Raw genomic sequence first — 26,754 nt, forward strand, 5'->3', positions numbered from 1 at the left:
TCGCAAGGACCCGGTCCTCAACTGTGGCGCCAAACACTCAGCGGGACCAACTGCAAATCGAGCCAAAAACAAGTCGTTCCAAATGCAAGTCGGACCAAACAAAGGGGGAAGCATGGCGCAGGAGGACAGGGCAGAGAGCCAGCGGCTGCACGAGGGGCAACCGCTATTGGAGAGCCGAACAGGCCCGTTGGAGTCCCGAAGCGGACGTGCGGAGGTCGTGGAACTCTATCCCGGAGCGGCGGAACGACGTCCAATCCGGCAATCTCAGAGTCCACGGGTGGCGGGCGGGCCGAGTGCTGCCCGTCGTCGCAGTCGACGATCGCGAGGAGTGGGACGCTTCCGGTTCGCGGTCCGAGTGGCACGACGGCGATTTCCAGCGGAAACGGCCGAAGCGGGAATGGCGACCGCAGAGTATGCCATCGCCACTCTGGCAGCGGTCGCCTTCGCAGGCCTCCTCGTTGTCATCATGCGGAGCGACGAGGTGCGAGGGTTCCTCCTCGCCATCGTCCGGACGGCCCTCGCCCTACCGTGAAAGCCTCCGCGCATGGTTACCGGCACTGAGGCGGCAGAACGCGCGGCAGACCCGAAACGGCGGGTTCGCACTTGCGGATCAGGGGGAGCGGTCACCGCGGAGCTCGCCGTGGGGATCCTCGTCGTCGTTGGCCTTCTCGGGGTGCTCCTGACGGCGCTCAGCGCAGGGATCTCCCAGCTCAAGGTGGAGGAGGCCGTACGAGGCGCCGCGAGGGAGCTTGCTCGCGGAGAGTCGCGTGAGATCGCTGATTCCGTCGCCCGCAGGATCGCGGGAGATGGCATTGCGCTCACTGTCGACGTGGAAGGATCGAGGGCCAACGTCACCGCGCGCCTTCCGGTTTCCGGACCCCTCGCGGCTGCAGGAGGCCTTGTCGCCCAAGCGTCGGCGTCCGTCCGTCTTGAGACCGCACCGTGACTCGCGGATGCTCGAGCGAGCGGCCAAGGATGACGGCGGGAGGCAGCATCGCGGCTTCCGGGGCCGGGGGACCGGCTTCGGAGACGGAGGCACCATCTCGGGAGGCAGGAGCACCGACTTGGTCAGCACCGACCTGGTGCAAGCGGAGCGAGCGCGGAGCGGGGACGATCTTGGCTCTGGCCCTCGCCCTTGCCGCGGTGTCGGCCTGTTCGGCCGCCGTACTGGTCTCCCAGGGGATCGTCGCCGGGGAACGCACGGCGCGGGCGGCTGACCTGACGGCCTTGGCCGCGGCGGATGCGGAGCGAGGCCTCAGTGGCGGGGGGACGTGCGTCTCGGCAGAAGAGGTGGCGATGCTCAACGCGGCGCGTGTGATCTCGTGCGAGATCGAAGTGCCCGGTTCGATCGTCCGTGTGGTGGTGCGAGGTGAAAAAGCTGTCGCAGGCGTCCATGCCGAGGGCCGGGCACGGGCGGGCCAGCCACCATGAGCCTCAGCCGATCACCAAGGAGCAGGTCCCGCACCGAGTTCTGCCCTCTCAGCTTCGCGGAGGAACGCGCCGAGAAGGAGGATCGCTCCTGCCTTGTCGAGGGGATTGTTCTTGTTGCCGCACTTCGGGCTCTGGACGCAGGACGGGCAGCCGGAAGGGCATTCACAGGCTTCGATCGCCGCCTTCGTCGCTGAAAGCCACTCGCGGGCCCGTTCAAATCCCCGTTCCGCAAACCCAGCCCCGCCCGGGTGGCCGTCGTACACGAAGATCGTCGGCTCTTCTGTGTCGGCATGCAGCGCGGTCGAGACGCCTCCGACGTCCCACCGGTCGCTCGAAGCAACGAGGGGGAGGAGCCCGATCGCCGCGTGCTCGGCTGCGTGCAGCGCGCCCGGAAATTGAGCTTCGATGAGCCCGGCCGCGAAGAGATTTCGGTTGTCCACCGTGAACCACACGGCTTTGGTGAAGAGGTCCCGCGCTCCCAAGTCCAGCGGCTCCTCGCCGAGGACCTCATTCGAGACAAGCGCCTTGCGCTGGAAGGAGACAACCTGAGTCGTGACCTTGACCTCGCCGAAATGGACGCCCACCGGCCCCCAGGCCTCGCTCCGATCCTCCTTCAGAACCTCGATCTGGGTGATGTCCCGGGCCGTCGTGTAGTAGTCCGGATTGACGCGTCGCACCACCACGCAGTGCTCGGCCTCGTTGAGCTCTTCCACCAGGTAGCTCGCGCCCTGGTGCACATAGATCGCGCCCTGATGCGCCTGATAGTGCGTCTGGGGCGAATCCATCGAGCCGAGCACTTGGCCCGTCTCGGATTCGATGATCTGGACGGGCCCCCCGCCGTCTGCCCTCAGGCTCACCATGCCGGCTGCGCTTTCCGGGTGGGTCCAGAACCAGCCCGAGGGACGGCGCCGCAGCAGCCCTTGGCGTTCGAGCTGGCCGAGGATGCCTTCGGCCGCGGGGCCGAAGAGCGCGAGGTCGGCGAGCGTCAACGGTCTCTCGGCCGCAGCGGCGCAGAGGTGCGGTCCCAGGACGTAAGGGTTGGAGGGATCGAAGACCGTTGCCTCGACGGGGACGTCGAAGATCGCCTCTGGATGGTTGACGAGATACGTGTCGAGCGGGTCGTCGCTAGCCACGAACGCCGCGAGCGCGTCCTGGCCGGCGCGTCCAGCGCGGCCGATCTGTTGGAAGAGCGATGCGCGGGTGCCAGGCCATCCCGCGACGAGAACAGCGTCGAGACCCGAGATGTCGATGCCCAGTTCGAGTGCCGAGGTGCTCGCGATTCCGAGCAGTTCTCCGGTTCTCAGGCGGCGTTCCAGTTCGCGTCGTTCCTCCGGCAGGTACCCGGACCGGTAGGCTGCGACCCGTCCGGGAAGGCTGGGGTCGACCTCGTCGAGAAGCCGCTGCGTGATCGAGGAGATGGCTTCGGCTCCGCGTCTGGACTTGATGAACGCAATGGTGCGCACTCGGGAGGACACGAGGTTGGCGAGCAGGTCGGAGGCCTCCGCCACTGCCGTGCGCCGCTGCGGGGCGCCGTTCTCGCCCCGGGCCTCGGTGAGCGCCGGCTCCCAGAAGGCGACTTCGGTCGCCCCGTGGGGAGAGCCGTCTTGCGTCACAGCGGCGACGGGTGCCCCGATGAGCCTCGCCACCGACGTCTCGGGCTCTGCGGTCGTCGCCGAAGCTGCGATGAAGACGGGCTCAGCGCCGTAGTAGGCGCAGACCCGCCGAAGCCTGCGCAGCAGGTTGGCGACGTGAGAACCGAAGACGCCCCGGTAGCTGTGGGCCTCGTCGATCACGACGAACCGCAGGCGCCGGAAGAACGCGGACCACCAGGCGTGGTTGGGCAGCACGCCGTAGTGCAGCATGTCCGGGTTCGCGAGCACGACATTCGCGTGGTCACGGATCCAGCGGCGGGCTGACTGTTCCGTGTCGCCGTCGTACGTCTCCGCTCTCACGGTCGGCAGCCGCAAGGCACGGATCGAGGCGAGCTGGTCAGCCGCGAGGGCCTTCGTCGGCGAAAGATAGAGGACGGCAGCGCCGTCGTCGTGCACGCGTCCCGGTTCGGCGAGCACTCGCAGCTCCGAGCGGTGGACGGCATTGAGCGCCGGGAGCTGGTAGGCCAAGGACTTTCCCGAGGCGGTTCCAGTGGCCACGACGACATGTCGCCCTGCCTGCGCGTGTTCGGCCGCTTCAACCTGATGCGTGTATGGCTCCGCGACTCCGAGCCGACTGTAGGCGTGGACGAGATCGGGATGCACCCAGTCAGGCCAGGGTGCGGTCCGGGCCTCTCGTGCAGGAAGACGTCGGACGTGGCGGAGCTGCTCGGGCTGAGGGCTTCTCCCGAGGAGCGGTATCAGGGAATCGTGCTGCGCCACCCCTGCATTCTGCCAGCGTCGCATGCCCGCGGCTTACCTCGGGCCGCCGGAGAGGAGCAGTGGAGAAGCGAAGTCAGTCGTTGAGGGACGGGCCGTCGGGGTTGCTCGGGTTCTTGAGCATGAGGACGCCGGAGACGTCACTCCAGCCGAGGTGATGGTAGAGGTGCTGGCCGTCGATCGAGGCGATGAGCAGTCCCTGGTCGGCACCGTGCCCGCTCACGGCCGCTGTGAGCGCGCGCATGACGAAAGACCCGAGTCCGCGGCGGCGGTAGTCCGGTTCCGTGACGATGCGGTCGAAGACTGCGAAGCCATCTGCAACGGCGACGTGTCCGCTCGCGGCCGTCTCGCCGTCGTCCGTCACCACAGTGACCGTTGCGGATCTGTCCTCGATATCGGTTTTTAGCCTGAGCTCGTCGTCGTTGAGCCAGGGCGCCTCGACGTCCTTGCCCTCGAAGTCCATGACCATGAGCTCCTGGTCCGCGCCGAGCACGGCGAGGCCGTGCTGCTCTGCAAGGGTGCGGAAGCGCAGGTGGTTGTCCGTGAGGACCGTCAAGATGCGGTCCCGGCTCGCGGACATGAATTCGACGAGGCGCCGGAATTCCTCATCCGACGGTTCGGCGGCGAATGCTGCCCAGTCGCCGGTGCGGTCGGTCAGCTGCGCTGCAGGGAAACCGCCGAGAGACTGCGTCGGATAGCGGCGTGACGAGGCCCAGCCCTCCACCCACGTGACCAGAAGATCTTTGAGCTCTGCCTCTGCCATAGGCATGACGATACCGGCGCCACGAGTTCCTGATAAGGCTCGTGACACAACTGTCACTCCTCGGCAACCCCGCGGTCACCGGCATCCCTCTCGTAGGTCTCGGTACCCTAGAATGCGTGGCTTTGAACCGAATCGTCCTCTTCTACTGCTTCACCCCACTCCCTGACCCCGAGGCCGTGCGGCTGTGGCAGCGGACGCTGTGCGAGGGGCTGGGGCTGCGCGGACGGATCATCGTCTCGTCCCATGGAATCAACGCCACGGTGGGCGGTGAACTCGGCGCCGTCAAACGGTACGTGCGCGTGACAAAGGAGTACCCCGGCTTCCACGGAATCGACGTCAAATGGTCCGAAGGCGGCGCGGAGGATTTCCCGCGCCTCAGCGTCAAGGTCCGCCCCGAGCTCGTCTCGTTCGGCGCTCCCGACGAGCTTCGGGTCGACGCCGACGGCGTGGTCGGCGGCGGAACGCGACTCACCCCGCAAGGACTCCACGAGCTCGTCGACTCCCAGCGGGCCGAGGGGCAGGACGTGGTGTTCTTCGACGGGCGGAACTCCTTCGAGGCCCAGATCGGCCGGTTCAAGGGAGCAGTCGTGCCCGAGATCGAAACGACCCGCGACTTCATCCGCGAACTCGATTCAGGCGTGTACGACGACCTCAAGGACAAGCCGGTCGTCACCTACTGCACGGGCGGTGTGCGCTGCGAGGTCCTTTCGGCCCTCATGCGCCGCCGCGGCTTCAAGGAGGTCTACCAGCTCGACGGCGGCATCGTCCGCTACGGAGAGGCCTTCCAGGACGCCGGCCTCTGGGAGGGCTCTCTCTACGTCTTCGACCGCAGAATGCACGTGGAATTCAGCGAGCACGCAGTCGAGATAGGAGAATGCGCTCGCTGCGCCGCGCCGACGAGCGAATATCACAACTGTGAGAATCCGGCATGCCGCCAACTCACGCTGTTCTGCCCTGACTGCGCGGGCGACGGAGAACCGCTTCGCTGCCCGAGCGGCTGTGCTTCCGAAGTCAGCGTTTGACGACGCGGTAGACGTAGGCAGCGGCGCTGCCCGCTACTGCGGACGAGGTGACGTCGGCGACCGAATCCTGTGGCGCCACGAAAGTCCGAACCCACACCTGCCCGCAGGCGTAGTCGGCGTCGACCACTGCCATGCCACCGAGCTCGAGGGAGAGGTGCGCAGCCGGGCCGCCGCGGCACTCGTATTCGAGCGTGATCGTCCCGGCGGGAACGGCGCTGCTCGACACGACCGGCTCGCCTTCGAGGACGATGCCGTAGCCGAAGCCGAAAGAGAGGCCCTTCTGGTCGGGCAGGGCGGCCTCGGCCCACGACGCGACCATGTCCGGGGTCCAATCACGCAGCGGCGGATCGGTCGCAGCCGGTGCGGGCAGCGGTCGGAGGGTCTGGGCAGGCGGGGCTGACGACGGCGTGGAGCGCTCGCCGAGGGGCGGCAGGCCGTCGTCGTACGAGTAGGCACAGGCGGAGAGGCCAGCCGCGGCCGCAACCAGTGCAGCCACTGTCCAAGCGGTGCGCGGGCCTCGGCGCTTCATGCTCGGACCCAGGAGCGGCATGGTCCACCTCCTCGTCCTCTTCCGATCATGCGCTCGCCCGCTCCCCGGCGCCAGAGGCGAAATGTGGCGCCCGTTGGCTGTCCACAACGGGGAGGTTTTGGGGCGAAGGCAGTCGAGAACTCGTTGTAGCGTGGACAAACACCCGTCTTTCAGTGAAGGAGTCTCCGTGGGCGAGCGCGGTGCAGTCAGCAATGTGACCCTCAACAACGGCGTCGAGATCCCGCAGTTGGGGTTCGGCGTGTTCCAGGTGCCTGCGGCCGAGACCCAGGCGGCCGTTGAAGCGGCGCTCGAGGTCGGCTACCGGCACATCGACACGGCCGCCGCGTACCAGAACGAGGCGGGGGTCGGCGCGGCCCTCCGCGCGACCGGCATCGCCCGCGAGGATGTGTTCGTCACGACCAAGCTCCGCAACGGAGAACAAGGCAAACCGCGCGAAGCCTTCGACGCGAGCCGACGGGCCCTCGGACTGGATGTGATCGACCTCTACCTCATCCACTGGCCCGTTCCCTCTCAAGACCTCTACGTGGCCGCGTGGAAGGAACTCGAGGAGATCTACAGCCGCGGAGAGGCGAGGTCCATCGGTGTCTCGAACTTCCTCCCGGATCATCTGGACCGCCTGCTCGGCGAAACGGACATCGTGCCGGCTGTGAACCAGATTGAGCTCCACCCCACCTTCCAGCAGCCTGCGACCGCCCAGCGGACGCGTGATGCGGGGGTCGCGGTCGAGGCCTACAGCCCGCTCGGCCAGGGCAGGGATCTCGAAGCGGAACCCGTGGCCAAGGCCGCTCGCGCCCACGATGCGACTCCCGCCCAAGTCGTGCTCGCGTGGCATCTCGCCCACGGCACGATCGTGATTCCCAAGACCACCAGTGCGGACCGCATGCGCGAGAACCTCGCCGCCGCGGGTCTCGAGCTCACGCAGGAGGAGATCTCGGTCATCGACGCCCTCGACTCCGGTTCGCGCATCGGAGCTGATCCCGCCACCGCGGCGTTCAGCCAGATGCCGCAGGCCTGAGCGTGGGTGCCCGGCCCATCGACGTGCCCCATTCGGGAAATCTTGTCCTCCTTCGGCGTCTCGCCGCAGATCTCGCTGGTCTGGGCTACACCGTCGATGGTGTTGCGGACCTCCTCGGGCCGGCAGCTCATGCCGCGCTCGCGCGAGACCAGATCGTTCCTGCTCTCGTCGCGCTCGAACGGCAGAGCCAGAACGGCGCGGCCGCGCGCAGGGGCGCCCTGGCCACCGTGGTGCGGTTCTTCCTCCTCGGTCAAAGCGCTGGGGCAGAGGAACTCGAAGGAGCCTTCCCCACCCTCCGGGCCGAGGGTCTCCTCGAGCTCGGACTCGCGGAGGAGGCGGTGGAGGAGCCCCGAGAGCAAGCTGCCCCCGCGCTGCGTGCCAGCGTCGACCTGCGTCCCTACGCCTGGGACGAAGGCGGGGGAGAATTCCATCTGTGGGTGGCTTCCGACCTCGCAGCGCACCAGCGGACGGGCGTCCTCCGGAAGGACCACGTGCTGGGCATCGGCCAAGCCTCCGCCACCCTCATCCAGTCCACTGCGCGGCGCCCCGTGGAGAGGGCCCTGGACCTCGGGACTGGGTGCGGAATCCAGACGTTCCACCTCTTGCGGCACGCACGTCACGTCGTCGCCACCGATGTGTCTGAGCGGGCGCTGGCCTTCACGCGCTTCAACCTCCTGCTCAATGCCGAGACTCTCGCGATTGACCCTGAATGCCTGGACGAGCGCGTTGAGCTTCGGCTCGGATCGCTGCTCGAGCCGGTTGCGGGAGACCGCTTCGACATGGTCGTCTCCAACCCGCCCTTCGTGATCACGCCGCGTCTGCAGGGTGAGACCGCGGAGGACAGGTTCACCTACCGTGACGCGGGGCTGGCGGGGGACCAGCTGGTAGCGGACCTGGTCTCGGGCCTTGCAGACGTCCTTCTGGAGGGCGGAACCGCCCAGATGCTGGGCAATTGGGAGGTCGGCGAGGGCGCCGCGTGGCACGACCGGGTGCGTTCGTGGGTTCCGGCCGGCCTCGATGCGTGGGTGGTCCAGCGCGAGCTCGTGGGTCCCGAGCAGTACGCCGAGACGTGGCTCCAGGACGCGTCGGAGCAGCGGGACCTTGCCTCCTACACGCGCTCGTACGCGGCCTACCTCGATGACTTCTCGTCGAGGAACGTCTCAGGAATCGGATTCGGCATGCTGTGGTTCCGCCGTCCGAGCGCCGCTCAGGCGCGCCTCGACCGCTATGAAGAGCTGGGCCATCCTCTCGAGCAGCCGATCGGCCCCCATTGGCAGGCGACCGTCGAGCGCGCAGACTGGCTCGAGGGCCTCGGGCCGGAGGGATTCTCTGCCGCCCATCTCGTGGTGGCGGACGACGTCACGGAGGAGCGTCACCAGAGGCCGGGGGCCGAACATCCCGGGGTCATCCTCCTGCGGCAGGGAGCGGGCTTCCGCCGAACGTCACTGCTGAGCACCGAGCAGGCGGGTTTTGTCTCGGCCTGCGACGGCGACCTCAGCGTCGGGCAGATTGCGGGAGCGCTCGGCGCGCTGCTGGAGCGCGACGACGAGGAATTTCGGCGCGACCTCATGCTTCAGGTGAGGGAGTTGACCTTGGACGGGTTCCTTGTGAAGGCATAGTTTGACATCCTTGGAGAGATGTGGCGTAAATAACAGCCACGACCCACGAAGTAAGAAGCAGATGAGCGAGAAGAAGCGCAGTCCACGCACCGAGAACCCCGTACGGATCACGGACCCCAAGGCGATCCGGGCGCTGGCCCACGGAGCACGGCTGGCGGCCATCAATGAGCTCTACTCGAGCCAGAAGAGCTGGACGGCGACCGAACTCGCTGCGTTCACGGGGCTCACACCGAGCGCGATGAGCTATCACCTGAGGGCGCTCAAGAAGTGGGGCATCGTCGTGGACGCGCCGAACGACGGCGACGGCCGGGAGCGGCGCTGGAAGGCGGCTGGCACCGACCTCAACCTCGACACGGCGACAACCGGCCAGACGCCGGGGCTCGCCATCGTCGATATGGAGCTCGATGCCCTGCGCAAGCGCATCGCGAGCCACGCCAAGCATCGCGACGCGGCACGCCGCCGCGGGGAACCGGACGAGTCGCCGGTCATGATGGTTTCGGGCAACGTGCTCAAGCTGAGCCTCGAGCAGCGCGCGGAGTTCAAGCGGCGCATGTCCGAGCTCCTCGACGAGTTCGACCAGGCTTCTGTCGAGGACCAGGAGGAGATCGACGCGACCCCGCCGGGCACCGAGCGCATGTACGTGCTGTGGTCAATGCTTCCGGAGGTGCGGGAGCCGGTCGATGTGCCGGCAACGAGCAGGCCGCCTGTGCGGCGACCGGCAACCAAGGCCGCTACGGCGAATCCGGTGTGACCCGTCCTGCCGGGCAGTGGTCCTGCCGGCCATCAGCCTGTCCCGTCCAGCAGTAATCTGGGTCGCCTTATCCACACCGCGAACGCCCCCACTTGCATGCCGAGCGCCGTCGTATGGTGAACTAGGGACTTGCGCAGGGGCGCCGTCGAGTTGATGGGGCCGTCGCGCCGCAGGTGGTTTCGAGCCGCCTGCCCTGCATCGATTGTTGTCCTGAGGAGAAGCGTGGCCACGAAGGCTAGATCCGGCAAGAAGCTCGTGATTGTGGAGTCGCCGGCCAAGAGCAAGACCATCGCCCAGTACTTGGGCGAGGGCTTCGTGGTCGATGCCTCCATGGGCCACATCCGCGATCTGCCGCAGCCGTCGGACCTTCCCGCCGAGCTCAAGAAGAGCTCGCTGGGGAAGTTCGCCGTGGACATCGAGCACAACTTCGAGCCCTACTACGTGGTCTCGCCTGACAAGCGCAAGAAGGTCGCGGAGCTCAAGGCGAAGCTCAAGGACGCCGACGAGCTCTACCTCGCCACCGATGGTGATCGCGAGGGTGAGGCCATCGCGTGGCACCTGCTCGAGGTGCTCAAGCCGAAGGTGCCGGTGCACCGTCTGACGTTCCCCGAGATCACGAAGGAAGCGATCCAGCGCGCCATGGCAGAACTGCGCCAGGTGGACGAATCGCTCGTCGACGCGCAGGAGACCCGCCGCGTGCTCGATCGCCTGTACGGCTACGAGATCTCTCCCGTCCTGTGGCGCAAGGTTGCGAGCGGCCTCTCGGCGGGCCGTGTGCAGTCGGTGGCGACACGCCTCGTGGTCGAACGCGAGCGCGAACGCATGGCGTTCCGCACCGCGGACTATTGGGACCTGACGGCGACCCTCGCCCCCCAGGCCCAGGGATCCGACGACGGCGCTGCCGGCCAGCGCTTCCAAGCGCGCCTCGCGGCCGTGGATGGCAGGAAGGTCGCCTCGGGACGCGATTTCGACGATCGCGGGAACCTCACGGCCAAGAACGCTGTGCTCCTCGACGAGGTCGCGGCACGAGCCCTCGCGGCAGGCCTGGAGAACTCGGCGTTCTCGGTCCGTTCGGTCGAGGAGAAGCCCTACACCCGGCGCCCCGCCGCTCCGTTCACGACGTCGACCCTCCAGCAGGAGGCGGCCCGCAAGCTCCGGTTCTCCGCCCGTGTGACGATGCAGGTCGCGCAGCGACTGTACGAGAACGGCTACATCACCTACATGCGTACCGACTCGACCGCCCTGAGCGATCAGGCGGTCGGTGCAGCACGGCGCCAGGCCTCGGAACTGTACGGCCCCGACTACATTCCGCAGCGTCCCCGCGTCTACGCCTCCAAGGCGAAGAACGCGCAGGAGGCACACGAGGCCATCCGCCCCGCGGGCGACTCGTTCCGCACGCCGGCGCAGGTCGCCAAGGAGCTCCGCGGCGACGAGTTCCGCCTCTACGAGCTCATCTGGAAGCGCACCGTCGCCTCCCAGATGGAGGACGCGAAGGGCTCGACGGCCACGGTCCGCCTCGGCGCGGTCGCCGGCTCCGGCGAGGCTGCGGGGCGCGACGCAGAGTTCTCGGCCTCGGGCACCGTCATCACGTTCCGTGGCTTCCTCGCCGCCTATGAGGAAGGGCGCGACGAGGTCCGCGAGGATACCGAGAACGGTGGAGGGGGAGCCGACGGCGGCCGCCTCCCGGTGCTCAGCAAGGGCCAGCCGCTCGACGCCCTCGCGCTCACCCCGAACGGCCACCAGACGTCCCCGCCGCCGCGCTACACCGAAGCCTCGCTCGTGAAGACCCTCGAGGAGCGAGGCATCGGGCGGCCGTCGACGTACGCGGCCACGATCTCGACGATCATGGATCGCGGCTACGTCCGCACCCGCGGCAATGCCCTCGTCCCGAGCTGGATCGCCTTCTCGGTGGTGCGGCTCCTCGAGGACTACTTCCACGACTACGTCGACTACGACTTCACGGCGGAGATGGAAGAGGACCTGGACCGCATCGCAGCCGGCCAGCAGGCCGGGGCCGAGTGGCTCAGCGACTTCTACTTCGGCGGCGAGGGCAAGCCGGGCCTCACGACGATCGTCAACGGGCTCGGCGAGATCGACGCGCGCGAGGTCAACTCCGTGGAGATCGCGCCGGGGATCGTGCTGCGCGTCGGCAAGTACGGCCCGTACCTCGAGAAGCCGCTGCCCGCCGATGCGCCCGAGGGCAGCGCGCCGGAACGGGCGAACGTCCCCGAGGACCTCGCACCCGACGAGCTGACGGCCGAAAAGGCGCGGGAGCTCATGGAGACCGCTGGTCCCGAGGAGCGCGTGCTCGGAACCGATCCGCACACCGGCCACACCGTGGTCGCCAAGAACGGTCGGTACGGCGCCTACGTCACTGAGGTCATCCCTGAGCCGTCTGCGGAGCAGCTGGCCGCCCAGCCCGTCGAGTACTACAAGAACGGCAAGCCGAAGCCGCCCAAGAAGCCCACCAAGGTGAAGCCGCGCACGGCGTCCCTCTTCAAGTCCATGAGCGTCGACACCGTCACGCTCGACGACGCGCTCAAGCTCATGAGCCTGCCGCGCGTCCTGGGCAACGACGAGGAAGGCAACGTCATCACGGTTCAGAATGGACGCTTCGGGCCGTACCTCAAGAAGGGCACCGATTCACGGTCCATCGGGAGCGAGGACGAGATCTTCACGATCACCCTCGAGGAAGCGCTCAAGATCTATGCGCAGCCGAAGACGCGCGGCGGACGCACGGCGGCCGCGCCGCTCGCGGAGTTCGGCGACGACCCCGAGTCCGGCAAGCCGATCGTCGTGAAGGAGGGCCGTTTCGGCCCTTACATCACGGACGGCGTCACGAACATCACGGTTCCCCGTGACACAGCCATCGAGGAGCTGACGCGCGAGCGCGCCGTCGAGCTCCTCGCCGAGAAGCGCGCCAAGGGACCGGCCAAGCGGGCCCCCCGCCGCACGGCCGGCGGCACCCGAGCCAAGGCAGGAGCCAAATGAGCAACGAGCAGGAGCTTCCCCAGGCGAGCGCGGACGACGGCGCGACGACGGCGGGCGCCGAACCGTCGCCGTCGTCCGCTCCCCACCTTGATCCGACGCCCCTCAATGACCTCGAGGCGGCGCTCGAGGCGGCCTCGAAGGGCGAGACGGACAGCTCGGAGCCGGTTCTCGTGTTCCTCAACAGCCTCGTGTGCCTCCTCGTCCCGGAGCCGGTCCCCGGGCAGACCGAATACGTTGAACCGCTCGTGCTGACGAACTCGGAGGGCAATCCGCTCGTCGCGGCGTTCACCGACACGGCGCGGATCCGCTCGGACTTCCTCGAGCACGCCCCGACCGTCGTCACGACACAGGGCGCGGTGCTCCTCCAGAACCTCGGCAGCGAACTCGGAGTGGTCCTCAATCCCGGCAGTGCCTTCGGATTCGAGCTGGCGGCCGAGCAGGTCGCCGCGATCCTGAACGACTTCCGGCCGGCGACCGAGGAAGAGATCGAGGCGGCTCGGGACAGCGACTCAGGGACGGGCAGGGAATAATAGGCTCATGCGTCTAGGCGTCCTCGACATCGGTTCGAACACCGTGCACCTGCTCTTGGTGGACGCCCATCCCGGCGCGCAGCCTGTCGCGTTCGCCTCCCACAAGAGGTCGCTCTCCCTCGTGAAGCACCTCGACAAGGACGGCAGCATCAGCGAGAAGGGCCAGAGCGAGCTCCTCGACTTCGTCCATGAGGCGTGGGGTTTCGCGGGGCAGAACGGCGCCGAGGATCTGCTCGCGTTCTGCACTTCGGCCATCCGCGAGGCGGCGAACGGGGAGGCCGTGATCGAGCGCATCCACCGCGAGACGGGAGTGACGCTCCAAGAACTCACCGGGCGTGAGGAAGCCGCGATGACCTTCTTCGCCGTCCGCCGCTGGTATGGCTGGGGACGCGAGAAGATCCTTTCCCTCGACATCGGCGGGGGTTCGTTCGAGATGGCGATGGGCAACGACTCGCTCCCGGACATCGCCGAATCCGTGCCGCTCGGCGCCCAGCGGCTCACGCGGGACTGGCTCCCGGATGACCCGCCCACGGCGAAATCCGTCAAGGAACTCCGCCGGTACATCCGGTCGACCCTGAAGCCGGTCGTCCGCACGTTCCAGGAGCTCGGCCAGCCCACGCTCGTGACGGGCACGTCGAAGACGTTCCGTTCCCTGGCCCGCATCGCGGGGGCGGCGCCGAGCGCGGCTGGCCCCTACGTCCGCCGGGTCCTGCAGCGCACCGATCTCGGGATCTGGACGCAGCGGATCTCCGCGATGTCCTCGTGCGACCGGATCCACCTGCCGGGCGTTTCCGAGGCGCGTGCGCCTCAGCTCCTCGCCGGGGCGCTCGTCGCCGAGGCGGCGCTGGAGCTCTTCGAAGTGGAGGAGCTCGAGATCTGTCCATGGGCCCTTCGGGAGGGGCTGATCCTGCGCCGGCTCGACCAGCTCGTGTTCGACGGTCCGCTCGCCCCGCCCGACCACATCCGGCCGATAGCGAGCGAGCGCCGACGCAGCGAGATGCAGCACCCGGCCTGGAGCGCCCGGTGAGCGGGGCCGACCAGCCGCAGTGGCGGAAGTCGGACGGAATCCCGGAGGTCCCGGTGGCGCTCTCGAGCGCTTCGGTCTACCCCTTGAGCGTCCACGACGCGTTCGCCTGCGCGGCCGACCTAGGCTACGACGGGGTCGAGGTCATGGTGACCAACAACGCGACGAGCCAGGCGCCGGAAGCGCTGATCCAGCTCGCCGAACGCTACGACCAGCCGATCGTGTCGATCCACGCGCCGACTCTCCTGCTCACGCAGCAGGTGTGGGGCGGTGCGTGGAACAAGATCCGCCGGTCGTGTGCGATGGCGCGCGAGGTGGGCTGTGACACCGTGGTCGTGCACCCGCCGTTCCGGTGGCAGACGGGCTACGCCGACGGCTTCTCGGTCGGGGTGCGCGACCTCGCCGAAGAGTACGAGGTGCACATCGCGGTCGAGAACATGTACCCTTGGCGGGTCCGTGGGCGCGATGCGCGAGCGTATCTCCCGCACTGGGACCCGGTAGGCCAGGGCTACCGCGACGTCACCTGGGACTTCTCGCACGCCGCGACGGCCAGGGAGGACAGTCTGGAGGCGCTCAAGGCCCTCGGCGAGACCGTGCGCCACATCCACCTCACGGACGGCTCGGGCGCGTCGTTCCGGGACGAGCACCTGCTTCCCGGCGAAGGCACGCAGCGGGTCGCCGAATGCCTCGCCTACCTTGCGGACACGGCGTTCGACGGCGTGATCGTGGCAGAGATCAGCACCCGCAAGGCCCGCTTCGCAGGGGAGCGCGAGGAAATGCTAGCCGCGACCCTCGAGTTCGCCCGGAAGCACCTCGGGCAGCACACCGATCGGAGCGGTGCGCAGCAGCGGGCGCGCTAACGCCGCCAGGCACGCCGTCGCCAGGACCGGTGCTGCCAGGACCGGCGCTCAGCCGAGTTCGCGGGTGATGTCCTTCGAACGCTCCGCCGCAGCGCGAGCGCCGTCGGCGATGATGCCGGGGAGGCCCCGCTCTTCGAAGGTCGCGATAGCGCGTTCCGTGGTCCCGTTGGGACTTGTCACAGCGCGACGCAGGGCCATCGGGTCGGCCCCGGGCTCGGCGAGCATGAAGCCCGCCCCCACGACGGTCTCGCGTGCGAGGCGCAGCGCAAGGTCGGGGTCCAGGCCCAGTCGGGTCCCGGCGTCGGCCATTGCCTCGGCGAGGTAGAACGCGTAGGCGGGGCCGGACCCGCTCACCGCGCTGACTGCGTCCACCTGGTCCTCGGGAACCTCGATGATGAGCCCCAGGCTGTCGAAGAGGCCCTTCACCTTCTCGATGTGCTCCCGCAGGGCATGCGTTCCTCCGGAGACGGAGACGACGCCGCGGCCGAGCCTGGCGGGCGTGTTCGGCATGGTGCGGATCACCGGCTGCCCGGCGGGCAGCGCCCGTTCGAGCTGGGCAATCGAGACCGCCGCGGCGACGCTCACGACGACGGCCGTCGGCGAGAGCGCGGGCGCGATCCCGCGCGCGAGGTCGGCAATGCCCACGGGCTTGACCCCGAGGATGACGAGCGAGGCGCCGCGGACCGCCTGTTGGTTGGCGTCGTCCTCCTCGCCCGTGGCCATGACCGTGACGCCGTAGCGCTTGGCGAGCTCCGCCGCGCGCTCCCGGCGACGGACGGTCGCCGTCACGTCGGTCTTGGGGAAGCCAGCTGCCAGGAGGCCGGCCATGATGGCCTCGTTCATGGAGCCGCAGCCCAGGAAGGCGATCTTGTTGCTCATGTCCCCATCCTGCCAGCCGTCGCCCCGGACGTGCATTCCCAGCCTGTTCACATCTTCGCCAAGGCCTATTCTCAAGAAGGCTTCCTAGTGTTGTAGACACCTCACAGGGTGCGAGTGATGGAGCGGCCGCTTCCCCCAAGCGGCCGCACGGCGCTGGCAGACGCGGATATTGGTCCCCCACCTTCCCCGCTTCTGCCAGCGCCTTACTCGTTAAGCCAGCGCCTTACTCGTTAAGCAGGGACGACCGAGCGAAGCGCAGCCACGCCCTCAGGGCCGTGCCGCGAACCGCTCGAGCAGGTCGACGTGGCCCGACACGATGAGCATGTCGCGGCTGCTGACCTTCGTATGCGGCTGCGCGTAGGTGAAGTCCTCGCCGGGGCTCTTGACCCCCACGACCGTCACGCCGTACTTGGCCCGCACCTGGGACTCGGCGAGCGTGAACCCCTGGGTCTCCTTCGGCGGGTACATCTTGACGATGGCGAAGTCGTCGTCGAACTCGATGAAGTCCAGCATGCGGCCGCTCACGAGGTGAGCCGTCCGCACGCCTGCGTCGGCCTCCGGGTAGATGACGTGGTTGGCGCCGATGCGGGAGAGGATCTTGCCGTGCGAGGGCGTGATCGCCTTCGCCCAGAGGTGTTCGACGCCGAGGTCCACGAGGTTCGCGGTGATGAGGACCGAGGACTCGATCGAGGTCCCCACGCCCACTACGGCCGAGCGGAACTCCTGGGCGCCCAGCTGGCGGAGCGATTCGATGTTGGTCGCGTCGGCCTGGACGGCGTGCGTGAGGACGGGGGCCCAGATCTCGACGAGGTCGCGGTCGCGCTCGATCGCGAGCACTTCACGGCCCTGCTTGACGAGCTGCTGGGCTGTTGCAGCACCGAAGCGGCCCAGTCCGATGACGAGGACCGGAGCGTTCGGGTGGGGTCGTCCCGGGGGATTCCTGTCAGCCAATGATCGGCCTCTCTTCCGGATAGTGGTACAGCGATCTGCGCTGGCGCAGGGACAGGGCGGTCGCCATCGTGATGGTCCCGACGCGGCCGAAGAACATGAGCGCGGTGAGGACATAGACGCCCGCTGGCGGGAGCTCGGAGGTGAGGCCTGTGCTGAGCCCCACGGTCGCGAACGCCGAGATCGAGTCGAAGAGGACCCGGTCGAGGCTCTGGCCGGAGATCGCGAGCAGGAGCATGCACGCGACCATGAGGAGCGTGGCCGCCATGACGATGACGCTGATGGCCAGCCGCATGATCTCCTGCGGAACGGTGCGCCCGAACGCGCGGACGTCCCGATCTCCGCGTGCCTCCGCGACGATTGCGAGGAACATGACCGCGACGGTCGTGACCTTGATGCCGCCCGCCGTCGATGCCGAGCCCCCGCCGGCGAACATGAGTGCGTCAGAGAGCAGGAGCGTCGACGGCGTGAGGTGGTTCATGTCGACGAGGTTGAACCCCAGCGATCGCGTCATGACGGACGCGAAGACGGCCTGCACGACCTTCTCGCCGGGTTGCATGCCGCCGATGGTCCGGGCGTTGTTCCACTCCATCGCGCCCCAGAGGATGGCGCCGACCACGAGCAGGATGAACGAGACGACGACCGTGAGCTTCGCGTGGAGGGTCCAGAAGCGCGCCCGGGCCTTGAAGCGCAGGAACACGAGGAGCACGGGGAACCCCAGGCTCCCGATGAAGCCGCCGGCCATGAGCGGAACGAGGACCCACAGGTCGTACTGGTAGGGCACCACGCCGTTGCTGTGCGGCGTGAAGCCCGCGTTGTTGAACGACGAGATGGCGTAGAACACGGCGTGCCAGACGGCCGGCCAGAACTGTTCGCCCTGCGCGATGAACGCAGGCGCGAGAAAGAGCGCGAGGACGCCCTCCACGACAGCCGAGGTGACGACGACGACCCGCAGCAGCCCGCCCACCTCGCCGAGGCGCCCGGCATTGTTCATCGCCTCCCGGGCGATGAGCTTTCCGCGGACGCCGAGGCCGCGGCTCATCGCGAGCGAGAGGACCGAGGCGAGGGTGAGGATGCCCAAGCCGCCGATCTGGATCGCCAGGAGGATCAGGACGTGCCCGAACGCCGACCAGTGCGCGGCGGTCGAGACGACCGTGAGGCCCGTGACGCACACGGCCGAGGTCGCAGTGAAGAGCGACTCGTGGAGGGGCGTCACCTGGCCGTCCGCGGAGGCGAAAGGAAGTGACAGCAGGAGCGTGAAGACGACGATGACGCTGAAGAACGCGAGGAGCGCGAGACGCGCGGGCGACGAGGCGGCGAGCCGGTCGACGAAGTCGCGCAGCCCCGTCAGCGGGCCGAGGCTTTCGCGCGGCGGCATGGGCCGCCATGACGACTCCGTCTCTACCACGCTCAACCGTCTTTCATGCCGGGTCTTCTGGGCGGCCGAAGGCCGTACCGGACCAGTAAACCATGCGGGTCCGGTAGCCTGAGCCTATGTCCGACGGCGCACCGACGCAGCACTCGTCCGCGGCCTCGGGCGCGGCCTCGCATGCGGCCGGGCGCCCGGACTACGAGACCAGGGTCGCCTGGTCCGAGGCGCTGTGCGAATACGACTTCGGCCCACGGCACCCCATGCACCCGAGCCGCCTCGACATGACAGCCCGGCTCTGCGAGGACCTCGGGCTCTTCTCCCTTCCGCGCGTCACCGTCGTCGAACCCCACATCGCGAGCGACGACGAGCTCGCCGCCGTCCACACCCGCGACTACATTGCCGCGGTCCGCCGCGTGAGCGAGGACCCGTCGTCGTCCGTGCCGGAGCGGGGGCTCGGCACGGAGGACGACCCAGCCTTCGCTGGGATGCACGAGGCGAGTGCGCGCATCGCGGGCGGTTCGCTCGAGGCGGCTGACGCCGTCCTCGGCGGCCGCGCGCAGCACGCCGTCAACTTCGCCGGCGGCATGCACCACGCGGCGGCGGACCATGCGAGCGGCTTCTGCATCTACAACGACGCCGCGCTCGCCATCCAGCGGCTGCTCGACGGGGGCATCGAGCGGGTCGCGTACATCGACGTCGACGTCCACCACGGCGACGGGACGCAGTCCGTGTTCTGGAACGATCCGCGGGTCCTCACGATCTCCCTCCACGAGAGCGGCCTGTCCCTCTTCCCGGGGACCGGCTTCCCGTCGGAGGTCGGTGGCCCGGACGCAGCGGGGATGGCAGTCAACGTCGCACTTCCCGCGAGAACGGGCGACGGCGGGTGGCTGCGGGCGTTCCACGCGATCGTCCCGCCGCTCGTCGAGGCGTTCCGGCCGGACGTGATCGTGAGCCAGCACGGCTGCGACTCGCACGCCCGGGATCCGCTCGCCGATCTCCGGACGAGCATCGACGCCCAGCGCGAGGCCGCCCTCGCGGTGTCACGGCTCGCGGCGCGCTACTGCTTGGACCGCTGGATCGCAACCGGCGGCGGGGGCTACGACCTCGTCCACGTGGTCCCACGGGTGTGGACGCACCTCGTGGGCATCGCCGCCGGCCACCCCATCCAGCTGCGCACCCCGATCCCCGAATCGTGGCGCGACTACGTCCGGGAGCATCACCCCGAGCGGCTCTCGCCCGGCGAAGGCCTGCCGCAGAGCATGGGGGAGGAGGCCGACACATGGTGGCGTTCGTGGGAGATCGGCTTCAACCCCAACGACGCCGTGGACCGTGCGATCATGGCGACCCGGAAGGAAGTCTTCCCCCTCCACGGGCTGGACCCGTGGTTCGACTGAGGCGAGCGCCGAGACCCTCTCAGGTCGGTAGTCTTGAGGCATGATGACAGACATCTTTGCCGTCATCGCTGACCATACGCGAAGGGACATACTTCGCGAGCTCTGCGCCGGCGACAAGGCGGTGGGCGAGCTCGTCGAGGCCCTCGACGCGAGCCAGCCCACGGTGTCTAAGCACCTCAAGGTCCTGCGCGACGCGGGCCTCGTGACCACTCGCGCCGAGGGCCAGAAGCGCTACTACGCGCTCCGCCTCGAGCCGCTCGCCGAGGTCGGCGGCTGGCTCACTTCCTTGTGGACGACGTCGGCCCCCGCGCCCGAGGAAGCGCCGGCGGTTTCGACGCCGCCAGCCGCCGCGACTTCCCCGGCGACCCCCATCCAGGCGGGGACACCGCTCCAGCCCGTAGCCCCGCTCCAGCCAGGGGGGCCGCTCCAGTCAGGGGTCCCCATCGAGCCACTGGCCCCTTCGCCTGCGGGCGTCGGAGCGGCAGCGGCTGGGACGCGTCCCCAGCAGATCCAACGGACCGTGGAACGCACGGTCGAGCGCGCCGCGAAGGGTGCGGCCGAGATCATCGCCAATCTTCCGAAATGGCGTCGGAGGGAGCCGGGCCGCCAGCAGGGCTAGGCTCGGGCCGGTGCCACCCCGCCGGCCGACCCGGGGCTCGGCCGCGGCCAGGCGCGGCCCGCCGTCGACTCCCGCACCACGAGTTCCGGCTTGAAGACGAGGTTCCTCGGGGCGAGCGAGGGGTCCTCCGCCTCCTCGCGCAGGATCTGGACTGCGGTCTGGCCGATGAGATCCCGGGGCTGCCGCACCGAAGAGAGAGGGACGACGGCGGCGCTCGCGAAGTCGATGTCGTCGTATCCGACGATGGCCATGTCGTCGGGCACCCTCAGATGGCCCTCGCCCATGAGGACCTGGAGCGCGCCGATCGCGACGAGGTCGTTGCCGGCTACAAGGGCGTCCGGTCGGGCGGGGGCGTGCCGGGCGAGGAGGGCGCGGGCGGCGCGACGGCCGTCCTCGAACCCCAGGCCCAGCGTCTCGATCGCCTCGACGCTCGCGCCCTCGGCCTTCGCGACCGCGCTCTCGACGCCGGCGAGTCGGTCCTGCATCTGGGCAAGGTCCGCGGGGCCGCCGACGAAGGCGAGCCGTCGCCGACCGAGGTCGAGCAGGTGCTGGGCGGCGACGCGACCGCCTTCGACGTCGTCGACCGCAACCGAGCTGAGGCGACGGCCGCCCGCGACCCTGTCGACGAGGACTGCCGGCGTGCCGCTCGAGCGGAGCCGCTCGAGGCGCTCGCCGAGGTCGCCAATCGGGGAGATCAGGAGGCCGAGCACCCGCTGGGTCTCGAAGTAGGCGACGTGCGTCGCCTCGCGCTCCGGGGACTCGTCGCTGTTCGCCATGACGACGGAGAGGCCATCGCGGCCAGCCTCGTCCTCGGCTCCTCGGGCTACGTCCGTGAAGAAGGGGTTGCGGACGTCGAGCACGACGAGGCCGATCGTGGTCGAGCGGCCGGCCCGCAGCTGGCGTGCCGCGTCGTTCCGGACGAAGCCGAGCTCCTTGATGGCTGCGTGGACCCGTTCGACGGTTGCCGGGCGGACGATGTCAGGGCGGTTGAGGACGTTGGACACCGTGCCCACCGAGACGCCCGCGAGCTCCGCGACGTCACGGATGCTCGCAGTCCCGTGGGACGCGGCGGAAGAAGGGTGGGCGTGGCTCATGCAGGGAGACTACCCCGCCTTGCAGCCGAGCCTCTTCCGCGGCCGTCCCCGACAAATCTGTTGACCAAGCCGGCTGCCCCGACCTACTCTGTAAGGACAGCTTTGAATCGATTCACGAACTGTTCCATCCACCGCGACGACAATGTCGCCGTCGAACCCCGGGAGCACCATGAGCGAGACCGCAGGGCGGCGGCGGATCTGCTTCCAGCAGCAGATAGATCCCGACCGCATCGAGGAGTACAAGCGGCGCCACGCGGCGGTCTGGCCCGAGATGCTCGAAGCCCTCCGTGACGCCGGCTGGTGCAACTACTCCCTCTTCCTCCGGCCCGACGGCCTCCTGATCGGGTACGTCGAGACGGACAGCCTCGAAGCGGCCACTGCCCGCATGGCTGCGCATGAGGTGAATGCCCGCTGGCAGGCGGAGATGGCCGACCTGTTCGACGGCATCGAAGCGCCCCCCGACGAGTCGTTCGTCACGATCGAGGAAGTCTTCAACCTCGAAGACCAGCTCGAGGCCGCCAGGGCCAAGAGCGCGGCCGACCGCGCCGCTGCCCCCCAACCGAGCTCACCCGCCGCAGGCGCGGCACCGACCACAGGAGAGTACGCATGAGCACCAGCGAAGTCCGGATTCCCGAGGCCCTCGACAGCCTTGCGATCGAAGTCCCCTCGTGGGCGTACGGCAACTCGGGTACGCGGTTCAAGGTGTTCGGCACGCCGGGCGCTCCGCGCACGGTCCAGGAGAAGCTGCAGGACGCCGCGAAGGTCAACGAGCTGACGGGCCTTGCCCCGAGCGTGGCGCTGCACATTCCGTGGGACAGGGTCGAGGACTACGCGGCGCTCCGGGACTACGCAGAGGGCCTGGGCGTCAGGCTGGGCACCGTCAACTCGAACACGTTCCAGGACGACGTCTACAAGTTCGGCTCCCTGACGCATTCAGACGACGCCGTGCGCCGCCGGGCGATCGAGCACCACCTCGAGTGCATCGACATCATGGACGAGACCGGTTCGCGTGACCTGAAGATCTGGCTCGCGGACGGCACGAACTACCCGGGGCAGGACGACATCCGTGCGCGGCAGGACCGCCTCGCCGAGTCCCTGGCCGAGGTCTACGCGCGCTTGGGCGAGGAGCAGCGCCTCGTGCTCGAGTACAAGTTCTTCGAGCCGGCGTTCTACCACACCGACGTCCCGGACTGGGGAACCTCCTACGCCCAGACCCTCGCGCTCGGCGAGAAGGCTTTCGTGTGCCTGGACACGGGCCACCACGCGCCGGGCACCAACATCGAGTTCATCGTCGCCCAGCTGCTCCGGCTCGGAAAGCTCGGCTCGTTCGACTTCAACTCGCGCTTCTACGCCGACGACGACCTCATCGTCGGGGCGGCGGACCCATTCCAGCTCTTCCGGATCATGGTCGAGGTCGTTCGAGGCGGGGGTCTCGGGCCGGACTCGGGCGTGGCCCTCATGCTGGACCAGTGCCACAACCTCGAGGAGAAGATCCCGGGGCAGATCCGCTCGGTGCTCAACGTCCAGGAGATGACGCTCCGCGCCCTGCTCCTCGACCGCGCCGCCCTCGAGGAGGCCCAGCGGAACCACGACGTCCTGGGCGCGAATGCGATCTTCATGGACGCCTTCTACACCGACGTCCGCCCCGCCCTTGCCGCGTGGCGTGAGCAGCGTGGCCTTCCGGCCGACCCTATCGCCGCCTACGCCGCCTCGGGCTACCAGAAGCTCATCAACGAGACCCGCGTCGGCGGCACGCAGGCGGGCTGGGGCGCGTAGTCCTCGCTCCCTCGTCAGCCGCCTGCCTGGCCCAGTCCGCCCGGCCTGCACCGAGATCCCGAACCCACAGAGGAACCCCGAAGCCATGAACCAGACGCAGAATCCGGCCGTCGCCGAGCTGATCGCCCGCTCGAACCGGCTGGGCGCCGACAAGCGCAACACGAACTACGCCGGGGGGAACACCTCCGCCAAGGGGACCGAGACCGATCCGGTCACGGGCGAGCCGGTCGAGCTCCTGTGGGTCAAGGGGTCCGGGGGCGACCTGGGGACCCTGGCGGAGAAGAACCTCGCGGTCCTGCGCCTCGACCGTCTCCGTGCGCTCAAGGCGGTGTACCCCGGCGTCGAGCGGGAGGACGAGATGGTCACCGCGTTCGACTACTGCCTGCACGGAAAGGGCGGCGCCGCGCCGTCGATCGACACCGCAATGCACGGCCTTGTCGACGCCGCGCACGTGGACCACCTCCACCCGGACTCCGGCATCGCGATCGCGACCGCGGCCGACGGCGAGGCGCTGACCGAGAAGGTCTTCGGCGGCCGGGTGGTGTGGGTGCCGTGGCGCCGGCCCGGATTCCAGCTGGGTCTCGACATCGCCGCGATCAAGGAGGAGCACCCGGAGGCGATCGGGACGATCCTCGGCGGCCACGGCATCACTGCGTGGGGTGCGACGAGCGAGGAGGCAGAGGCCAACTCCCTGTGGATCATCGCCGAGGCCGAGAAGTACATTGCCGCCCACGGCCGTCCCGAACCCTTCGGCCCGGCGCTCGAGGGCTACGGCGCGCTCCCGGAGGGCGAGCGCCGTGCAAAGGCTGCCGCGCTCGCCCCGGTGATCCGCGGCCTGGCCTCGACGGACAGGCCGCAGGTGGGCCACTTCACGGACGACGAGCGTGTCCTCGAGTTCCTCGCCTCGGCCGAGCATCCGCGTCTGGCCGCCCTCGGAACGTCCTGCCCGGACCACTTCCTCCGCACGAAGGTCAAGCCCCTCGTCCTGGACTTGCCCGCCGGCGCGGGGATCGAGGAGAGCGCCGCCCGCCTGAAGGAGCTCCACGGGGCGTACCGCGAGGACTACGCGGCGTACTACGAGCGCCACGCTCAGGCGGATTCCCCCGCGATGCGCGGCGCCGACCCCGCGATCGTCCTGGTCCCCGGCGTGGGCATGTTCTCCTACGGCAAGGACAAGCAGACCGCTCGGGTCGCGGGCGAGTTCTACCTCAACGCAATCAACGTCATGCGCGGCGCCGAGGCCATCTCCACCTACGCCCCGATCTCGGAGAGCGAGAAGTTCCGGATCGAGTACTGGGCACTCGAGGAGGCCAAGCTCGCCCGCATGCCCAAGCCGAAGTCGCACGCGACCCGCATCGCGCTCGTGACCGGCGCGGCGTCGGGCATCGGAAAGGCCATCGCCACCCGGCTCGCGGCAGACGGCGCGTGCGTGGTCATCGCCGACCTGGACCTCGAGAAGGCGCAGGCAGCCGCGGCCGAGCTCGGGAACGCCGACGTCGCCGTGGGCGTGCGCGCGGACGTCACCGACGCCTCGCAGGTCGCGGCCGCGGTCGACGCCGCCGTCCTCGCGTTCGGCGGGATCGACCTCGTGGTGAACAACGCCGGACTGTCGATCTCCAAGCCGCTGCTCGAGACGTCCGAGAAGGACTGGGACCTCCAGCACGACGTCATGGCGAAGGGCTCGTTCCTGGTCTCCCAGGCCGCGGCGAAGGCCATGATCGCCCAGGGCATGGGCGGGGACATCGTGTACATCTCCTCGAAGAACTCCGTCTTCGCGGGCCCGAACAACATCGCCTACTCCGCCGTCAAGGCCGACCAGGCCCACCAGGTGCGCCTCCTCGCGGCAGAGCTGGGCGAGTACGGCATCCGCGTCAACGGGATCAATCCCGACGGCGTGGTGCGGGGCTCGGGGATCTTCGCGGGCGGCTGGGGCGCCAAGCGCGCCGCCGTCTACGGGGTCCCGGAGGAGAAGCTCGGCGAGTACTACGCCCAGCGCACGCTGCTCAAGCGCGAGGTCCTGCCGGAGAACGTCGCGAACGCGGCCGCTGTCCTGACCAGCAACGAGCTCTCGCACACCACCGGGCTGCACATCCCCGTCGACGCCGGCGTCGCCGCCGCCTTCCTCCGGTGAACGAGAGCCCTTCCTGTCACGCTGGCAAGCGCCCCGTCGAGCGCTGCTTCGCGGCGGTCGACGTCGGCGCCTCCTCCGGTCGGGTCATCCTCGCGTCGGTTTCCCCGGGCCCGGACGACGGCGCGCCCCGGGTCGCGCTCGAAGTCGTCCACCGCTTCCCGAACGGGGTGCTGGAGGGCGTGGACGGCGAAGGCGAGACGGAGCTGTGCTGGGACGTGTGTGGGATCTTCGCCGAGGTCCTGACGGGCCTCGCGAAGGTCGCCGACCTCGCGGGCTCGCGGGGGCTTCGGATCGAGAGCGTCGGCATCGACACATGGGCGGTGGACTACGGGCTCGTGGACTCCCCGGGCACGCTCCGGCTCCCCGTCCACGCCTACAGGGACTCGAGGACCGACGCTACGGTTCCCGCGGTTCACGGGGCGGTCCCTCCCGAGCGGCTCTATGCCGTCAACGGGCTCCAGTTCCTGCCCTTCACGACGCTGTACCAGCTCGCCGCCGAGCCGACCCTCGAGGGCCTGCAGGCGCTCCTGATCCCTGACCTGATCGCGTTCTGGCTCACCGGCGTGCGCCGCACGGAGGAGACGAATGCTTCTACCACCGGTCTGCTCGATGCGAGCACGGGGACCTGGTCGGCAGAGCTGTTCGCCGCGCTCCGGCTTCCCGAGGGGCTCTTCCCCGAGCTCATCGCGCCCGGTGAGGCGTACGGGACGCTCCTGCCCGCCGTCGCCGAGCGTACTGGGCTTCCGGCCGACACCCCTGTGGTGGCCGTCGGCTCACACGACACCGCCTCCGCCGTCGCCGCCGTTCCGGCCGAGGCTGGGGAGGACGTCGCGTACATCTCCTCGGGCACCTGGTCCCTCGTGGGCGTCGAGCTCGACGGGCCCGTGCTGAGCGAGGCGAGCCGCGCGGCCAACTTCACGAACGAGCGCGGCGTGGACGGCACGATCCGGTACCTCCGGAACGTCGGCGGCCTGTGGCTGCTGAGCGAGTGCCAGCGCCAGTGGGCCGAAGAAGGGCGAGAGCTTCCGCTCGGGAGGCTCTTGGCAGACGCAGCCGCACTCCCGTCCGGCGGCCCGCAGGTCGACGCGGACTCGGATGAGTTCCTCGCCCCCGGGAACATGCCCGCGCGGCTCGCGGCCGCCGTCGAACGCCGCGACGGGACCCTCCCGGGCGACCCGGCCGCCGTCGTCCGCTGCATCCTCGACAGCCTCGCCGCAGCCTACGCGCGCACGCTCGCGCAGGCACAGGCCCTCTCGGGCCGCCGCCCGCGAGCCGTCCACGTCGTGGGCGGGGGATCCCAGAACGACCTGCTGTGCCGGCTCACCGCCGAGGCGACGGGCCTGCCCGTGCTCGCCGGCCCAGTCGAGGCCACAGCGCTGGGCAACGTGCTGGTCCAGGCCCGGGCTGCAGGCGCCATCAGCGGCGGCCTCGCTGCCCTGCGTGCCGCCGTGCGCGCTAGCGCCCAGCCGCGCGAGTACACAGCCGTGCGGGCGTAGACCCGCCGTTCCCTTCCCTCAGGTCCCGCGTCGTGTGGGGTGCAAAAGATAATTAACCCCAACCACGACGGGCGGCGGCGGCGCCCCCGCGCCTCTTGGCGGGGTGATTCCGCCGGGGTA

At 69.1% G+C, this 26,754-nt stretch carries 24 protein-coding genes; 17 read left to right on the plus strand and 7 right to left on the minus strand.

The window, feature by feature from the left end; translation table 11 throughout:
• Positions 1 to 166 precede the first annotated feature (166 nt).
• The 3 genes from E6A21_RS18430 to E6A21_RS12490 are packed head-to-tail and all read left to right on the plus strand — an operon-like array spanning position 167 to position 1,431.
• On the plus strand, positions 167 to 532 hold the full coding sequence (locus tag E6A21_RS18430; protein ID WP_425471553.1) for a DUF4244 domain-containing protein: 366 nt from the start codon (positions 167 to 169) through the stop codon (positions 530 to 532).
• 12 nt (positions 533 to 544) lie between these two features.
• Positions 545 to 946, plus strand: coding sequence for a TadE family type IV pilus minor pilin (locus E6A21_RS12485; protein WP_138444482.1), 402 nt, complete (start codon positions 545 to 547; stop codon positions 944 to 946).
• A gap of 29 nt (positions 947 to 975) precedes the next feature.
• Positions 976 to 1,431, plus strand: coding sequence for an Rv3654c family TadE-like protein (locus E6A21_RS12490; RefSeq protein WP_138444483.1), 456 nt, complete (start codon positions 976 to 978; stop codon positions 1,429 to 1,431).
• 11 nt (positions 1,432 to 1,442) lie between these two features.
• Here the strand turns inward: E6A21_RS12490 and E6A21_RS12495 are convergent, their stop codons facing one another.
• Together E6A21_RS12495 and E6A21_RS12500 are read right to left on the minus strand one after the other, a co-directional pair.
• Entirely contained in the window at positions 1,443 to 3,803 is a 2,361-nt protein-coding gene (locus tag E6A21_RS12495) for a DEAD/DEAH box helicase (RefSeq protein ID WP_138444484.1), read from the minus strand.
• 73 nt (positions 3,804 to 3,876) lie between these two features.
• Positions 3,877 to 4,563 carry a GNAT family N-acetyltransferase gene (locus E6A21_RS12500; protein ID WP_138444485.1) on the minus strand — a complete coding sequence of 229 codons (687 nt, stop codon included), beginning with the start codon at positions 4,561 to 4,563 and terminating at the stop codon, positions 3,877 to 3,879.
• A 116-nt stretch (positions 4,564 to 4,679) separates the two neighbouring features.
• On the opposite strand from E6A21_RS12500, the gene trhO reads away from it, so the two are divergent.
• Positions 4,680 to 5,585 carry an oxygen-dependent tRNA uridine(34) hydroxylase TrhO gene (gene trhO / locus E6A21_RS12505; protein ID WP_138444486.1) on the plus strand — a complete coding sequence of 302 codons (906 nt, stop codon included), beginning with the start codon at positions 4,680 to 4,682 and terminating at the stop codon, positions 5,583 to 5,585.
• Here the strand turns inward: trhO and E6A21_RS12510 are convergent.
• Positions 5,575 to 6,135, minus strand: coding sequence for a hypothetical protein (locus E6A21_RS12510; protein WP_138444487.1), 561 nt, complete (start codon positions 6,133 to 6,135; stop codon positions 5,575 to 5,577). The two genes, trhO and E6A21_RS12510, sit on opposite strands and share 11 nt — an antisense overlap.
• A gap of 166 nt (positions 6,136 to 6,301) precedes the next feature.
• Between E6A21_RS12510 and E6A21_RS12515 the strand changes: the two genes are divergently transcribed.
• The 7 genes from E6A21_RS12515 (at position 6,302) to E6A21_RS12545 (ending at position 14,925) form a co-directional block, all read left to right on the plus strand.
• Entirely contained in the window at positions 6,302 to 7,150 is an 849-nt protein-coding gene (locus tag E6A21_RS12515) for an aldo/keto reductase (protein WP_246036448.1), read from the plus strand.
• A gap of 2 nt (positions 7,151 to 7,152) precedes the next feature.
• On the plus strand, positions 7,153 to 8,769 hold the full coding sequence (locus tag E6A21_RS12520) for a DUF7059 domain-containing protein (protein ID WP_246036450.1): 1,617 nt from the start codon (positions 7,153 to 7,155) through the stop codon (positions 8,767 to 8,769).
• Positions 8,770 to 8,830: 61 nt separating this feature from the next.
• Positions 8,831 to 9,520 (plus strand): ArsR/SmtB family transcription factor, encoded by a 690-nt coding sequence (locus tag E6A21_RS12525; RefSeq protein WP_138444490.1) that lies wholly within the window; start codon positions 8,831 to 8,833, stop codon positions 9,518 to 9,520.
• A gap of 222 nt (positions 9,521 to 9,742) precedes the next feature.
• Positions 9,743 to 12,511, plus strand: coding sequence for a type I DNA topoisomerase (topA, locus tag E6A21_RS12530; RefSeq protein ID WP_138444491.1), 2,769 nt, complete (start codon positions 9,743 to 9,745; stop codon positions 12,509 to 12,511).
• A complete protein-coding gene (locus E6A21_RS12535) occupies positions 12,508 to 13,041 on the plus strand; it encodes an SseB family protein (RefSeq protein WP_138444492.1) in 534 nt (177 codons plus the stop codon). Before topA ends, E6A21_RS12535 begins: the two co-directional genes overlap by 4 nt.
• Positions 13,042 to 13,048: 7 nt before the next feature.
• On the plus strand, positions 13,049 to 14,068 hold the full coding sequence (locus E6A21_RS12540) for a Ppx/GppA phosphatase family protein (protein ID WP_171041386.1): 1,020 nt from the start codon (positions 13,049 to 13,051) through the stop codon (positions 14,066 to 14,068).
• Positions 14,065 to 14,925, plus strand: coding sequence for a sugar phosphate isomerase/epimerase family protein (locus tag E6A21_RS12545; RefSeq protein WP_246036452.1), 861 nt, complete (start codon positions 14,065 to 14,067; stop codon positions 14,923 to 14,925). Before E6A21_RS12540 ends, E6A21_RS12545 begins: the two co-directional genes overlap by 4 nt.
• Before the next feature lie 48 nt (positions 14,926 to 14,973).
• Here E6A21_RS12545 and proC read toward each other — a convergent pair whose 3' ends face one another.
• The 3 genes from proC to E6A21_RS18185 all read right to left on the minus strand — a co-directional run bounded on the left by proC (position 14,974) and on the right by E6A21_RS18185 (position 18,130).
• A complete protein-coding gene (proC, locus tag E6A21_RS12550) occupies positions 14,974 to 15,804 on the minus strand; it encodes a pyrroline-5-carboxylate reductase (RefSeq protein ID WP_138444494.1) in 831 nt (276 codons plus the stop codon).
• 267 nt (positions 15,805 to 16,071) lie between these two features.
• Positions 16,072 to 16,755, minus strand: a complete 684-nt coding sequence (locus tag E6A21_RS12555) for a potassium channel family protein (protein WP_246036454.1) — start codon at positions 16,753 to 16,755, stop codon at positions 16,072 to 16,074.
• On the minus strand, positions 16,748 to 18,130 hold the full coding sequence (locus E6A21_RS18185; protein WP_246036471.1) for a TrkH family potassium uptake protein: 1,383 nt from the start codon (positions 18,128 to 18,130) through the stop codon (positions 16,748 to 16,750). The genes E6A21_RS12555 and E6A21_RS18185 overlap by 8 nt, the downstream gene beginning before the upstream one ends.
• Positions 18,131 to 18,246: 116 nt before the next feature.
• Between E6A21_RS18185 and E6A21_RS12565 the strand changes: the two genes are divergently transcribed.
• Positions 18,247 to 19,518, plus strand: coding sequence for an acetoin utilization protein AcuC (locus tag E6A21_RS12565; RefSeq protein ID WP_138444497.1), 1,272 nt, complete (start codon positions 18,247 to 18,249; stop codon positions 19,516 to 19,518).
• Positions 19,519 to 19,558: 40 nt separating this feature from the next.
• Positions 19,559 to 20,137: an ArsR/SmtB family transcription factor gene (locus tag E6A21_RS12570; RefSeq protein WP_138444498.1), complete on the plus strand. Its 579-nt coding sequence runs from the start codon at positions 19,559 to 19,561 to the stop codon at positions 20,135 to 20,137.
• Here the strand turns inward: E6A21_RS12570 and E6A21_RS12575 are convergent.
• Positions 20,134 to 21,231: a LacI family DNA-binding transcriptional regulator gene (locus E6A21_RS12575; RefSeq protein ID WP_138444499.1), complete on the minus strand. Its 1,098-nt coding sequence runs from the start codon at positions 21,229 to 21,231 to the stop codon at positions 20,134 to 20,136. The genes E6A21_RS12570 and E6A21_RS12575 overlap by 4 nt on opposite strands.
• A gap of 169 nt (positions 21,232 to 21,400) precedes the next feature.
• On the opposite strand from E6A21_RS12575, the gene E6A21_RS12580 reads away from it, so the two are divergent.
• The 4 genes from E6A21_RS12580 to E6A21_RS12595 all read left to right on the plus strand — a co-directional run bounded on the left by E6A21_RS12580 (position 21,401) and on the right by E6A21_RS12595 (position 26,634).
• Positions 21,401 to 21,841, plus strand: a complete 441-nt coding sequence (locus E6A21_RS12580) for an L-rhamnose mutarotase (protein ID WP_138444500.1) — start codon at positions 21,401 to 21,403, stop codon at positions 21,839 to 21,841.
• Complete coding sequence (rhaI, locus tag E6A21_RS12585) at positions 21,838 to 23,007, plus strand: L-rhamnose isomerase (protein WP_138444501.1); 1,170 nt, start codon at positions 21,838 to 21,840, stop codon at positions 23,005 to 23,007. The genes E6A21_RS12580 and rhaI overlap by 4 nt, the downstream gene beginning before the upstream one ends.
• Before the next feature lie 85 nt (positions 23,008 to 23,092).
• Complete coding sequence (locus E6A21_RS12590; RefSeq protein WP_138444502.1) at positions 23,093 to 25,138, plus strand: bifunctional aldolase/short-chain dehydrogenase; 2,046 nt, start codon at positions 23,093 to 23,095, stop codon at positions 25,136 to 25,138.
• The gene (locus E6A21_RS12595; RefSeq protein WP_138444503.1) at positions 25,135 to 26,634 is read left to right on the plus strand and encodes a rhamnulokinase; all 1,500 of its coding nucleotides are present in this window, start codon (positions 25,135 to 25,137) and stop codon (positions 26,632 to 26,634) included. Before E6A21_RS12590 ends, E6A21_RS12595 begins: the two co-directional genes overlap by 4 nt.
• Positions 26,635 to 26,754 lie beyond the last annotated feature (120 nt).

Source organism: Sinomonas susongensis (assembly GCF_005877005.1).
GTDB lineage: Bacteria > Actinomycetota > Actinomycetes > Actinomycetales > Micrococcaceae > Sinomonas > Sinomonas susongensis.

Bases quoted from the DNA above. Each gene is read 5' to 3' on its own strand.
- E6A21_RS12500 (WP_138444485.1), bottom strand. From the start codon at position 4,563: ATGGCAGAGGCAGAGCTCAAAGATCTTCTGGTCACGTGGGTGGAGGGC.
- E6A21_RS12580 (WP_138444500.1), top strand. From the start codon at position 21,401: ATGAGCGAGACCGCAGGGCGGCGGCGGATCTGCTTCCAGCAGCAGATA.
- E6A21_RS18185 (WP_246036471.1), bottom strand. From the start codon at position 18,130: ATGCCGCCGCGCGAAAGCCTCGGCCCGCTGACGGGGCTGCGCGACTTC.
- E6A21_RS12565 (WP_138444497.1), top strand. From the start codon at position 18,247: ATGTCCGACGGCGCACCGACGCAGCACTCGTCCGCGGCCTCGGGCGCG.
- E6A21_RS12590 (WP_138444502.1), top strand. From the start codon at position 23,093: ATGAACCAGACGCAGAATCCGGCCGTCGCCGAGCTGATCGCCCGCTCG.
- E6A21_RS12540 (WP_171041386.1), top strand. From the start codon at position 13,049: ATGCGTCTAGGCGTCCTCGACATCGGTTCGAACACCGTGCACCTGCTC.
- E6A21_RS12575 (WP_138444499.1), bottom strand. From the start codon at position 21,231: ATGAGCCACGCCCACCCTTCTTCCGCCGCGTCCCACGGGACTGCGAGC.
- E6A21_RS12485 (WP_138444482.1), top strand. From the start codon at position 545: ATGGTTACCGGCACTGAGGCGGCAGAACGCGCGGCAGACCCGAAACGG.
- E6A21_RS12490 (WP_138444483.1), top strand. From the start codon at position 976: ATGACGGCGGGAGGCAGCATCGCGGCTTCCGGGGCCGGGGGACCGGCT.
- rhaI (WP_138444501.1), top strand. From the start codon at position 21,838: ATGAGCACCAGCGAAGTCCGGATTCCCGAGGCCCTCGACAGCCTTGCG.
- proC (WP_138444494.1), bottom strand. From the start codon at position 15,804: ATGAGCAACAAGATCGCCTTCCTGGGCTGCGGCTCCATGAACGAGGCC.
- E6A21_RS12570 (WP_138444498.1), top strand. From the start codon at position 19,559: ATGATGACAGACATCTTTGCCGTCATCGCTGACCATACGCGAAGGGAC.
- E6A21_RS12535 (WP_138444492.1), top strand. From the start codon at position 12,508: ATGAGCAACGAGCAGGAGCTTCCCCAGGCGAGCGCGGACGACGGCGCG.
- E6A21_RS12510 (WP_138444487.1), bottom strand. From the start codon at position 6,135: ATGCCGCTCCTGGGTCCGAGCATGAAGCGCCGAGGCCCGCGCACCGCT.
- E6A21_RS12525 (WP_138444490.1), top strand. From the start codon at position 8,831: ATGAGCGAGAAGAAGCGCAGTCCACGCACCGAGAACCCCGTACGGATC.